A 12,679-nucleotide genomic window follows, 5' to 3' on the forward strand; every position below is an offset into this window, starting at 1 on the left:
TAATCGCCTTATATCCTCCACCTAAAGGAAGAGGTTTTACGGCGTTTTCTGATAATTTGCTGGAAGATATGGACTTTTTTAATCTGAAATAAGTTGCCCTAGATATTCCTGTTCTTTCGATAACTTCCTTGGTTGAAAGACCTTTAATGATTAAAATGGATGATTTGTGAGGTTTTCTGTCAAACTTCACGCAGGACTCTTTGGCAGCTAATCGCCCTTCATTGGTCCGTTCGAGAATGTGTTCACGCTCCGCCTTTAGTACTGATCTTTTTAATACCAAAAGAAATACTTCAAACATACCCCTGAGTTAATGCGGACTGCGTCCTAGAATGAATTGTATGCGATTCTAAGAGGTTTTAGCAAAAAATATTACAAATGGTGTGATTCTTGTATAGCAGATGTGTCAAGGTTGTATTGCGTAATATTTACGATATAATTACCCAATAAATTAAGTGAGGATAAAACGAAATGAATACAGCACAAGGAACCTTTGGTTCCGCACGAACAGATGTACCAGTGCAAAATAGACCTAACAAGTTGGTCAAACAAGAGCAACAAGTCCGAGAATACTATGAGGATTATCTGGACGCTCGAATAAGCTTTGATGACTTCAAACGTTATCTAGATGTCATAGGGATGGCAGTAGTTAGTTATGAGGGTGGTTTCATCTTCAAACAGAAACGTAGGAGTTATGAACAATGATTACTAACGAAGTACTGGAGAGGGTGTTTAAGATAGAGGAGCAACTAGTCACGTTACTGACATCAATACTAACGGCGTTTTGGCTATATTTAGAATTGTATACCAAAGAAGAGGGCTTGCTGACTATAACGTTTATGTTGATACCTTTCGGTATAGCAAGTTGGTTCCTGTTATCAGCAATAACTCTCATGATTAACCTGTACATAATTGGTGTCTACAAAACATTGGATTGGTTAAAAGGGGCCGGATATCTATGATTGGTAATTTATATCTACTCACTATTATAACAATCCTAGTATTAATGCAGCGTGTGGAGGTAGTCCTATGATGGAGATATTACAAGGCTTAGGACTTATGGTTGGTCTGTCGCTAGCAGTTACTTTTATGGTATTAGCTGCGATATTAATTGTACTCATGGCTGTTGGATACAGTTATCGTTGTATAAGGGCGTTGATGAAATAGTGTTAATTAAGAGATGTATACGCTTCGTTTCACTCAGCACATCCTAGATACATCCATTACTAACGCAATAATCATTCATTCGTTCGTTACCACTCACTCATTGACGCTCTAATACGCTAGATAGAACTGACTGAACTGTGGAAGTTCTCACCTTTTCTTTTAGGCGTAACAACAGGAGGCTTTACATACTCTATTAATGTACTCTTTAAGGTTCGTCGAATTTCGGGGTGCTAAGTGATTATGCCATACGATTTTCGGAGTACTAAAAATGATTATACCCTACAGGTTTCCAAGGTACTAAGATGAATATACCCTCCGAATTTCGGTTTGCTTAGGTATTAACTATGAAAAATAAACCAATGAAGGTTGCGATCCATAATCGACAATTTGCTGACAAGATTGCAAAGACGACAAGTTCACTAGGTATAACCGTAACTAAATATGTAATCCACATTTTATCAACTCAATTTCAGACTGAAGTGTCTCAGGAGAAAAATAATGACCAAGCAATACGAAATAACTAATTCGATTCTTCGTTTTCCAGAGGCGTTACTTGTTAGTGGTGAGGCCAAGTATGTACTAGCGATACTGACGTCGTACCTTAATCTGGAGAAGTACCCTGAGGGTTCTGTTCATGTAACTCAGCCGCAACTGCAACATAAAACGGGGTGGGGTGTTGGTAAGATAGCAAGGATCATCAAAGAGCTTAAAGAAGCCAAATACATCACTCAAGCAATTGGTAAGAATCAGCCGATATTTATAGACTTTGGGCGTATAGTTCAAGAAGCTATCGAGTACGATGAAGCATTTAAAAAAGGCGAAGACCCTAAGCCTGTACACTGGGAGTAACCTGAGACTGTCCTAAATTCTGTGTAACTGTCTAGACTTAAGCCTTAAAGGCTAAGGATGGACAGTATGGATAAGAAAGCACTTGAAGCTTTTGCTCGTGAAGCTGCTAAGTCAATCAAGACAGAATCTGATCTTGATGACTTCCGTAAAATGTTAACTAAGGTGACTGTCGAGACGGCATTAAATGTCGAGCTTGATGAGCACCTTGGCTATGAAAAACACTCCCCTAAACCCAACTCCAACTCTCGTAATGGGTACTCCACCAAGTCGATCATTACTGATGACGGTGAAGTGCCGATAGACGTTCCTCGTGATCGAGAATCAAGCTTTGAGCCAAAGCTAGTTCGTAAGCACCAAACTCGGTTCCAGTCTATGGATGACAAAATCTTAAGCCTCTATGCTAAAGGAATGACCACCCGAGAAATCGTAGCCACATTCAAAGAGATGTACGATGCAGATGTCTCTCCAACCCTTATATCTAAGGTAACGGACTCTGTTCTAGAGCAAGTTGTTGAATGGCAATCTCGTCCATTAGATGAAGTCTATCCTATCGTTTATCTCGACTGCATAGTCGTCAAAATCAGACAAGATAAGCAAGTCATCAACAAAGCCGTTTATCTTGCGTTGGGCGTAAACATGGAGGGTCAAAAAGAGCTACTTGGCATGTGGTTGTCAGAAACGGAAGGTGCTAAGTTCTGGCTTGCAGTATTAACAGAGCTACAGAACCGAGGCGTAAAAGACATCCTCATTGCATGTGTCGATGGTCTGAAGGGGTTTCCTGATGCCATTAATGCAGCATTCCCAAACACTCAGATCCAGCTCTGTATCGTCCATATGGTGAGAAACTCAGTCAAGTACGTGCCTTGGAGGGACTACAAAGTTGTCACTACCGATCTTAAGAAAATCTATCCGTCGAAGACTGAAGACGAAGCTCTCCTCGCCTTAGAGCAGTTCTCAGATAAATGGGATGATAAATATCCTCAAATCAGTCGTTCTTGGACTGCGCATTGGGATAATCTGAACACGCTCTTCAACTACCCTGAAGACATTAGACGAGCGATATACACAACAAACGCCATAGAATCACTTAACAGCGTTATTAGAAAGGCGATTAAAAAGCGTAAACTGTTTCCAACTGATGAGTCGGCAAGAAAAGTGATCTTCTTAGCTATCCAGGAGGCGTCCAAGAGATGGACAATGCCAATCAGAAACTGGCGACAAGCCCTGAACCGCTTTATGATTATGTTCGAAGACCGATTAACTGAATATATGTAACCCCGACAGTTACACAGAATTATTTACAGGGTCAGTAACCTTCAACAAGAACATGGTCTACTTGAACATTGAGCTCTACAACCTTGCCGTTCTTCATATTGCTGTAAATATAGATGTTACGATAAAGCTCTTTACCCAAGTTCCCTTTCAAGATTTTCAAACGGTACTTGCGTGTCCACACTATGTGATACTGCAAACGATAATAAACATGTGACGCGGATTCATATCTGCTCATGTTCTTTTTCTCCTCATTTACTGGTTACAAACGAGAAGATCTTGAACATGAGCGTCCTTCGGGCATAGCTCTAATGAACGATCACCATCTTCCTAGAAGGTGGTTTAGGGATAGAAACCAAAAAAATGCAACAATATCTACACCTAGTTAACACCTGGTGTGTATTAACTTTGTTTGGGTTTTGTGTTTGTTTTCCCAAAATTATCCGAAGGGTAGCAAACTAAATGGTCAACGTATGCTACGTCATCTTCTGGTTTAATTGCTCCGGTATCAATGTGACACTGTTGACCTTTTCGACCGACTAGGGTCAACGAGTGTCCAGATAATATATCGACTTGCGAAAAGCCTTCCTCGTCAGTTTGGGCAAATTCCGCCCCACCTTCGATGTCAGCGTTGCTGATTGGCACTCCAGAAGGAGAGATAAATTGTGTGATCAACAAATATGACGATTGCGCATGCCAATTGAGATCTTGAACGTTCCCCTTGTGCAGTGTGATGATACGTTTTGAATCCAGTACCCTTAAATCATGACTTCGGCTCGATATAGAAACGCTATAGGTTTGAAAGCTTGGTAAAGATAGGAAGTAACTTTTATTACCCTCTATCGTCATTGCTGGTCGACCGTTAACAAGAAGATCGTATGTTCCTGCTTTTGAGGCGTAAACATGCACCATGATACCGCTATCACTTTCTTGCCCGTAAAAAGCACCATGATAATCTCCCGTATCGATATGGCTCGTAAAGCCTTTGACGTTAAACAAGGTATTCGTTGTATCACCGCTTTGGTTAATCGTCGCCTTCGCGTTGAAGTTCGCTGACGGTGTTTCTGATGAGATAAACTGAGATAGATAGTGAGATTTAGAGCCTGCGCTTAGTTCCGACAAATAGTAGTTGCTTGAATCGCCAATATTAAAGTGTTTTCCAGCTTCCGCACTCATTGCTTGCGTATTGTCTGTTTGGTTAGCTTCCTTATCGTTCACACTTTCACCATAAGTAGATAAGGCATAATCAAAGCCACCATCATTATTGTCAAAATTTAGGGTAAAGGTAAGAAATAGACTGTTCTCGTCTTGGTTGGTGCTGGTACTTAAATCTACATCTAGAAGGGTACGTTCACTAATATAAAACTTGTGATCAACGCTGAATGAATAAAAGTGGGTGGTTTGTTCATTTTCTAGTCCATAGCCAACGCCAAAGTCCAGCATGGTGTTGGATATCTGATAGCTAAAATCGGTGCTAATTCGGCTATTGGAATCTAGGCTATCGGATACATACTCGCTAACGTGTTGGCTGTCTGAGTTCTCACTTGCCCATATTCGTCTGTAAATGGTACTGACGTTAACATTATGAATATAGCCACTTATTGCTAGACCGACACCATAGTCGCCAAAATTGCTTGAGGCAGTCGAAGCGATGATCGACACTTGTGGCAGCTGACTAATGAACTCAATCTCACCAATAAACTCGTCGTTACCAAGTAATACAGCGTGCTCTGCAACACCAAAAAAGTCATGGATTCTTTGCTCTGCGGACACATTAATACTGTCTACGTTGCGTATATACGGAAACGTTTCGGTATTATTTACATCTGCGATTTTCCCGTAACTAATATAGAAGTTCGGTAGGCTATACAGTGGAAGTGAGTCGGTTTTGACAAAATACATCGAGCGACTCGTTGTTTGCCCATTTATGGAGATGGTCTTAAGGTCAATACTATAGGTACCAGTAGGGAGCAGGTGGGTATCAAGATAGTGATTTCCTTGCGTGTAGTACTGCGTGGTGACAAGACGGTTGTCTTTATAAATTTCAATGTAGCTAGGAGAGACAAGAGAAACCTCAATGGGGGTGGCTATCTGGGACTGATAGTTATTGATTAGATCCACTTTCGTTGAAGTGCTGACGCCTAACACTTTGTATTGAGGGATAATAAGTGTACTTTGGGTATCTTGGAGCCCTATTTGGGTCATATATTGCCGTTTTCGATAACTAGCATTTAAGTTTTGCAAAGAGTAATAGTGGATGCTCTCTGTTTCGTTGCTAGTACCCGAAAAACTGTCTTCTAAGTTTACATCCCAATTTTCGTATCCAAAACGTGCATGATGGGAGAGAGTGTAATCAGTACTGGTTTGATTCCCTCCAGTAGCAACGCCATTAAATTGATTGATTGCGCTCAAGCCTGCTGTTGAATCAGCAAGGTAATTGGTTGTATCCGTGTTTTTTTTGAGTAATTCAGGATTTATGAAAATACTTACTTTATAGCTGTCTCGGTAAAGTATCACTGACAAGGTTTTTGGTACGATATATCCACAGTGCTCGCCTTGAGTACATGCTAAGTTAGTGTTGGCGTTTAAAGTCTCGGATAGCCTTCGACTAATAAGGGCCAAGTATTCTTGTTTTATTACGCCTTTAAGCTTTTCAAATAGTTCGCTGTGCTCTTCAAAAGTGATGTGTTCACTATTGAAGCTTGCCAAATAGCTACCTAAAACTTGTTTACCATAGCTGACATCAACAATGGTAGTTTCATCGTCGCTGATATTTTCAAAGCCCTCAGGGACATCTGAACTAGCATAAGTTTTATACGCAAAAACGGAACTAGATAACAGAAGTATAAAAATGAAATAGAAAGCATAGCGCTTTCTATTTTTAGACACTTTCACGCTGGATTAATTATTTCTTATAGGTTGCTGTTAGCTGAGTTTGATGACTGCATCGTCAACTTTGCCGGCGATTTTCTTCTCAAACTTGAGGTATTTGGAGTCTTCTGGTGTGATCAGGCTATCTTTGTCGTTTGGAAACAGAGTAACTGGACCTATGGGCTTGCATTGGTCGTCCGAGTTGCAAGCTTCAATACCAACCAGGCTAATACTCGTATTTCCGTCGTTGGTTAATAAAACCTCTCTATTTTGATGGTGTTGCGTAACTTGATAATCTAAGTGAGGTTTTAACACATCAGGTCTGATATACACTCTAACTACACGTAGTATGGAGCCTTGAACACTGACCCCAATTCCTCCTGCGGTAGCTTCCGATGATTTATTTTTGTTCGGTACCACTTGATCAATAACAATATCGATCACCCTATCTGACTCAATGTTTTTAGTCAGGTTTGTGATTCGCAGCCTCTTACTTTGATTGGGCTGCAAAATCATTTTACGTGGAGAAACAATCACTTTGTAAGATGGCTTGAGTGTGTCTTTCTGAGATTGTTCGTTCTTAGGTTTATCAGAGTCATAAACATATATGCCGAGATAGGCTTTGGTATTTCCTGAGTTTTTGACCGTAACAAACTCGTTACGTTGGCTTTTGCTGAACTCTACGACTGGAGAGCTCACGCCAATTAATGCCTTCGCAAAGGTAAAAGGGGTGAACAGAAACAGTATGATCGCGACAATTGTTTTTTGCATTTATAAACCTACTACATTAATGGCAATAAATAGAGTGATAGATCTTGTTATATCGATGATGTCGCCAAATTCAATCTAGCGCTATATGTTCCTGCTTTTGCTGCTTTAAGATCGGTGGCTGGAATGGTGAGCTTAATTTCCTCAGCAAACCCTCTGCAGCTTGTATGATCTTGGCCACCCTTAGCAGTCACAATCGTGGCACGATTGTAAGGCATATTGACGTTATTTATCGCAATTTGATAGTTCACTTTTAGGCCTGAAACTTTTCCGGAACCTACTAATTTATACGCTCCATCTCGACTAGATACTGTCAGGGGTAATTCTTTGTTCTTGTGGTTCGAATAAGAGCAAAATGTACCTAGTGTGACTGTCTTGTTGACATTCCTAGTGATGGCATCTTGGATATCACTCGCACTGATTGAAAAATTATCAACAAGGTCGAGGTTATCAATCATGTTGTGACGTTCTATGGTGAATTGGCTTTGATCGGAACTAGATTGATTTTTTAGTGAAGATTTTGCGAAAGCGGTAGTCCCTGTTCCTAAAAATAGTGTAATTGCTGAAGCGGTAATTAACTTTTTCATATTCATACTAAAGACCCTCTTATATCCCTAGCAATATGCAACAATACTAACAAATGAAATCCTTATAGTCTCATATTCTTATGAGCAAAAAAAATATAAGTTTGAAATATGTCTTAGCTATTCCAAAACGAAGCGGCATCTTTTGAGTGTATGTTGAAAAATACGGGTTAAGCGAAAAAACTACCTAAGTCTCTAATACTTAAGTAACTTGCATTTGGAGTGGTTTGATTTTTATACAGTGCGCTTGTTTTTGTTCGGTTGAGTTTTAATCAGATCTCAAAACAAAACGCTGTGGGGTTTATTATAGGGTGGTATTTGGTAATGTGATGTTGAAGGTTGTCTTAGTATCTTCATTGATTTAACGATCACTCCATAGTATCGGAATATTTAAGTAGAAATCTTTCTATTCGGGTTTCTACTTTTTTTTATTTCAATTTTAGGCTCATGATCTCATCAAGCGTGAATGTGTTTGTCAGGCCCGCGAGCTTACCAATCGGTATGCGTCTTTCATCAAACTGTATGTATCCGATACTTTAGAAATGCTTGTTTCATTGCTTTTTAAAGTTCTCATCTTTCACTACAAAAAAGACATAGCCCCAGAGTCGCTTGTGTTGAGCAATGATGTGGCTCCTTTAGATGCTTCGATAACGTCTCACGGTTTTTAATATCATTCGGTTTCGATAGCGATAATGTCTCCTTTTGGTGAAGTCACAATCGCGTCAGGGCGATGCTCAACAGGGTATTTATGTATAAACACTTGCCTGTATGCCGTTTGCCAGTTCTGCCAGCCTAATCGCTTTAACATGATGCGCACACAACCCCTTTTAGCGCTCGCGCAAACTCTATCATTAACGGCTTCATGATCGATAAGCAATCAGGGTTTGAAACAATTATGCTCAGCTAGCACAGCATGTTAACAATCATCACTTCCTCTAAAATAAGATTTTAACTTACCCCTTAGCCAAATATTAGAAGGGCTTTTGCGTTCCCTATTATGAGCAATCATTCGATAAAATATGGGTAAGGTTTCAAACGGGCACTTGATGACTTGAATCCCCATGTTATCCGCAAATAACTTTGCAGTAGTCATAGACATTACGGCAATGGAATCGGTTGTTGAAACCATTGCTATTTGTGACATGAGTGAAGTGCATTCTGCGGCTACATCTCTATCAGAAATAATATCTTTGGTAAAATAGTCAGCTAAATAATTGTTTTCTCTTCGAAACCTTAAGGTAATATGCCGTTCTTGGTAGTACTGCTCTACAGAGATATGCTTTGAAATTCTAGGATGTCCTTTGCGAGCAATGATACAAATATCTTCTTTAAGGAACTCTTCTGAAAATAGGGACGGTTGATGATTGCTTGAATATTCAATCGCGAGATCTGATTGGCCACGACTAAGATCATAGGTCAACTGCTGCTCATCGGTATACAACGACTGAAGCTCTATCTTAATGTTGCCTAGGCTATCATCAGCTTCAATTTTGGGGGCTAGTAGCTGCATTGCTGGCTCAGAGGCATAAACTACGAATGTTCTTGGAGATTGAATGCTAAATGATTCTAAATTTTCTATTGAATTTTCAATTTGAATTAGAGCTGGCTCGACTGTTCTCATAAGTTCTTTTGCTTGGGTTGTTGGAACGATCCCTCGACCAGAGCGGACAAATAACTTTACACCTACCTGCTGTTGTAACCTTTTTAATATACTGCTCACACCGGGCTGAGTTAGTCCCATTTCCTCTGCTGCAAGAGTAATAGAGCAATGCCTGTAAACCGCAACAAAAACCTTCAATAGATTTAAATCTAATTTATTCAAAACGTTAAAAACCTCGCATCCGCCATATGTAAAACATAACAAATTAGTATGTATTGTATATCAAATACATTATGTAATGTTATCTGTTTGCGTGTTAATTTCAACTCCAAGATATAACAGAACCTTTGAGGTAATTATGATGAACAACATCTTCGCTCCATTGTCGCTATCAATTGCTATTTTAATGTCATTCGGTGCACATGCCGATTACACATCCTTAGAAAATTATGAAGGCAAACCAGCGACAGAGCACACAGTTAAAGCTAACGCTGACGTTGCAAAAAACCTCCCTTGGGAAGATAAAACGGCATTCGAGCGTACTACTCGTGGCCTAATTGCTGAGTTTGGCAATCATGATGCGGGCGAACTTAAAAATCGTTTTAAGTACATGAATGGTCTATCACCAGAAAAATACCCTTCATCAGTAAACCCTTCGATCTGGCGTCAAGGACTGCTTAATTACGCAGCAGGTGGTCTTTACGAAGTGGCTGATGGTGTCTACCAAATTCGTGGGGCTGACTTGTCAAACATGACTATTTACCGCACTGAAAATGGTTATGTTATTCATGATCCATTACTGTCTGATGCAGCAGCAGAAGCAGGTTGGGATTTCGCTAAAAAGCACTTACCAGCAATCAACGGTGAACACAAAATTACTGGCATGATTTATTCACACATGCACGCAGACCACTTTGGTGGTTCTCGCGCCATCATCAATTCTGGTGACTTCGCTGAAGATGCTGAAATCTTCGCCCCAAAAGATTTCCTAAAAGAATTGGCTGATGAGAACGTTATTGGTGGTACAGCAATGGGGCGTCGTGCAGGATACCAATACGGCACGACTCTTGATAACAGCGAAAGAGGTATCGTAGATAACGCATTAGGTCTTGGGACATCTCGCGGCATAGTAACTCTGGTTGCACCAACTGTTGAAGTACAAAAACGCGAAAAAGTTGTAAACATTGATGGCCTTGATTTCCATATGATCAATATGCCTGGTGCGGAAGCGCCCGCTGAAATCGTAATGTATGTTCCAAAGTACCGTAGCCTAAACACTGCGGAACTAACTTATGATGGCATGCATAACATCTATACCTTCCGTGGCGCAAAAGTTCGTGATTCTTTAATCTGGACGAAATACCTGACTGAAATAAAAATGCGTTTCGTTGATAATGGTCTTGTTGATAATATTCACTCAGTTCACTCAGCTCCTGTTTGGAATGATGCTGAAACAAGCACCAATGAAATATCAGACTACATCACACTACAACGTGATAACTATGGATTTATCCATAACCAAGCAATGCGTTTAGCGAATCATGGCGTGACTATCAACGATGTTGGTCGTGAAATAGAGAAACTCGTTCCTCAAGCACAACTAAATACATGGCACACCAATGGCTACCATGGCTCATACAGTCATAACGCTCGTGCGGTTGTAAACCTATACCTTGGCTACCACGATCTTAACCCGGTAAACACAAACCCTCTACAGACTAAAGAAAAGTCATGTGTTTATGTTGAAGCTGCTGGCACAGATGCACTATACAAAGCTGGTATGACTTACTTTAACAATGGTGACTACCAAGAAGCATCGCAACTGTTTAATGACCTAGTTCAGTGTAACCCAAATAACTCTGAATATCGTTACGCGCTAGCTGATAGCTTCGAACAGCAAGGCTATCAGTCTGAGACAATGGCTTGGCGTAATAGCTACTTGCAAGGTGCAGTAGAGCTCCGTACAGGTAAAATTAAGCCTTCTATCAAAGTGGCATCTTCTGATGTTATTGCAAACACACCAACGGGTATGTTCTTGGACTTTGTTGCAGTAAGTCTTAATGCAGAAAAAGCCGAAGCGGCAAATCTAAACTTTAACTTTGCGGTTTCTCACCCAGATTTAGATGAGAAGTACTACGGTGAAGTTTCAAACGCAAACATGTCAAATATCCAGGTTGAGCAAGTGCCTCAGGTAGATTTAGAGCTACTCATCAACAAAGCCGACTTCACTAAAGTGGTATTGAAAGAGACAACAATCGGTGAACTTGTTAAATCTGGTGATGCTCAAATTAAAGGTAATGCTGAACTACTAGGTAAGCTAGCTGTTACCCTAGACAAATTTGATGGTCTATTTGAAATCCTTCCGATGCCAACTAAATAGCATTTGGTTTGAAGTAATATAAGTACACAGTTGACGGCAAGCTCAGACGAGCTTGCCTTTTCATTTTTAGTATTTTGTCGTTAACGATCCCAAACAAACATGAATATCCCAATAATATAATACCTATCAGTAGAAGGATTCTAGATTTTACGCGCATTCCCTACATGGATTATAAAAAGTAGAAACCCGAATAGAAAGATTTCTACTAAAACAGTTCCACACTATAGAGTCAGAGACCACGAAAGCAGTCTTTTTAGGCGAAAATTCTATCACTTAGACCTCTCAATGTAGTGCCCAACACTTAACTTTCCCACAAACTCCCCAAAGAATGTAATAATCTTGACCAAGAAAATACTCATTACTAGCGCAAAAAAATTGTAAAATACTTTGTAAAATATAGGTAATTAAGTTTATGGAAACTTTTCCTCAAATGGGTGCCATTCCCCTATTTGTAACGCTTATTTAAAAAAGTTAGAAAAAAGGAGATTTGCAATGAGTAAATTTAGAAAGGTTGTAGACGCTGACCTGCCTGATTTAGACCTATCGCTAGATTTTAGTGATGAGTCCTATAATTGGGTTATCGATGTTGAGCAAGATGACTTAAATAACATGACCAAGGTAGAACAAATTCGTTTCCTGCAAGAGAGAGTTAAACATCACATTAACTGTGGGGTTTCATCCTTGATGGATAGTAATGAAACCGAGGTTAGGGACTATATCAAGTATGTTAGTTGGGCCCCTATGGTAGAAAATGGCAAAGAGAGTTTAACCTTTGATGAGAACGCTTTTAGTCATTGCATGTTGGTAAAAACTGTTGCAGATCTTCTTAGGGAAAATCTGCAAATCAATCTTCAGCTTTTAGCGTTACAAGAACAGTTAACTAATTTAGGTATTGAACCTGAGCTTGATATTAGCGCTGACGATTTTATGGAAGCCGCTAACGACACTGACCAAGGTTCACTAATTCACTAGAAGATGGATATTGGAACAGTGTCTCCTGATCAAATAGAGGTAGTTCGTGGAATGGTGATCTCTATCAGTATTATTATGGTTTCCCTTAACATAGTCCTACCGCTTCAGGTTAAGCAAGACAGAAAGCTAAGTACTGCTACATCAAGTGGCTATCCAGGCACTTCATTGACATACTCCTCCCCATAAATGAGGAGGATTCTTAGTTCAACACGCCTTCAC

The 12,679-nt window shown here is 40.0% G+C and carries 13 protein-coding genes and 1 pseudogene; 7 read left to right on the forward strand and 7 right to left on the reverse strand.

The annotated features are described in order from the left end of the window. Positions 1-298 (reverse strand): hypothetical protein (locus ACM2FC_RS23075; RefSeq protein WP_498483392.1); only part of this gene is annotated, 298 nt, incomplete at its 3' end. Between the two features lie 170 nt (positions 299-468). Between ACM2FC_RS23075 and ACM2FC_RS23080 the strand changes: the two genes are divergently transcribed. The 5 genes from ACM2FC_RS23080 (at position 469) to ACM2FC_RS23100 (ending at position 3,288) form a co-directional block, all read left to right on the forward strand. Then, positions 469-702, forward strand: coding sequence for a hypothetical protein (locus ACM2FC_RS23080; protein ID WP_498483393.1), 234 nt, complete (start codon positions 469-471; stop codon positions 700-702). Beyond that, complete coding sequence (locus tag ACM2FC_RS23085; protein ID WP_498483394.1) at positions 699-959, forward strand: hypothetical protein; 261 nt, start codon at positions 699-701, stop codon at positions 957-959. The genes ACM2FC_RS23080 and ACM2FC_RS23085 overlap by 4 nt, the downstream gene beginning before the upstream one ends. Positions 960-1,026: 67 nt before the next feature. Beyond that, on the forward strand, positions 1,027-1,164 hold the full coding sequence (locus tag ACM2FC_RS23090) for a hypothetical protein (RefSeq protein ID WP_498483395.1): 138 nt from the start codon (positions 1,027-1,029) through the stop codon (positions 1,162-1,164). 498 nt (positions 1,165-1,662) lie between these two features. Next, a complete protein-coding gene (locus ACM2FC_RS23095; RefSeq protein ID WP_498483396.1) occupies positions 1,663-2,013 on the forward strand; it encodes a hypothetical protein in 351 nt (116 codons plus the stop codon). Positions 2,014-2,079: 66 nt separating this feature from the next. Beyond that, positions 2,080-3,288 (forward strand): IS256 family transposase, encoded by a 1,209-nt coding sequence (locus ACM2FC_RS23100; protein WP_498483397.1) that lies wholly within the window; start codon positions 2,080-2,082, stop codon positions 3,286-3,288. 49 nt (positions 3,289-3,337) lie between these two features. Here ACM2FC_RS23100 and ACM2FC_RS23105 read toward each other — a convergent pair. The 6 genes and pseudogenes from ACM2FC_RS23105 to ACM2FC_RS23130 form a co-directional block, all read right to left on the reverse strand. After that, positions 3,338-3,523: pseudogene (locus tag ACM2FC_RS23105) on the reverse strand (transposase); the annotation flags it as partial. A 164-nt stretch (positions 3,524-3,687) separates the two neighbouring features. Then, on the reverse strand, positions 3,688-6,174 hold the full coding sequence (locus tag ACM2FC_RS23110; protein ID WP_498483398.1) for a TcfC E-set like domain-containing protein: 2,487 nt from the start codon (positions 6,172-6,174) through the stop codon (positions 3,688-3,690). A gap of 36 nt (positions 6,175-6,210) precedes the next feature. Further along, positions 6,211-6,927 (reverse strand): fimbrial biogenesis chaperone, encoded by a 717-nt coding sequence (locus ACM2FC_RS23115; protein ID WP_498483399.1) that lies wholly within the window; start codon positions 6,925-6,927, stop codon positions 6,211-6,213. Positions 6,928-6,974: 47 nt separating this feature from the next. Then, a complete protein-coding gene (locus ACM2FC_RS23120) occupies positions 6,975-7,517 on the reverse strand; it encodes a hypothetical protein (protein WP_498483400.1) in 543 nt (180 codons plus the stop codon). A 661-nt stretch (positions 7,518-8,178) separates the two neighbouring features. Continuing rightward, complete coding sequence (locus tag ACM2FC_RS23125) at positions 8,179-8,316, reverse strand: hypothetical protein (protein ID WP_498483401.1); 138 nt, start codon at positions 8,314-8,316, stop codon at positions 8,179-8,181. A 108-nt stretch (positions 8,317-8,424) separates the two neighbouring features. After that, positions 8,425-9,330 carry a LysR family transcriptional regulator gene (locus ACM2FC_RS23130; protein ID WP_498483402.1) on the reverse strand — a complete coding sequence of 302 codons (906 nt, stop codon included), beginning with the start codon at positions 9,328-9,330 and terminating at the stop codon, positions 8,425-8,427. Positions 9,331-9,469: 139 nt separating this feature from the next. Between ACM2FC_RS23130 and ACM2FC_RS23135 the strand changes: the two genes are divergently transcribed. Continuing rightward, on the forward strand, positions 9,470-11,488 hold the full coding sequence (locus ACM2FC_RS23135) for an alkyl/aryl-sulfatase (protein WP_498483404.1): 2,019 nt from the start codon (positions 9,470-9,472) through the stop codon (positions 11,486-11,488). Between the two features lie 492 nt (positions 11,489-11,980). Beyond that, entirely contained in the window at positions 11,981-12,460 is a 480-nt protein-coding gene (locus tag ACM2FC_RS23140; protein ID WP_498483403.1) for a hypothetical protein, read from the forward strand. Positions 12,461-12,679: the final 219 nt, after the last annotated feature.

This window comes from Vibrio sp. A37, from assembly GCF_059777565.1.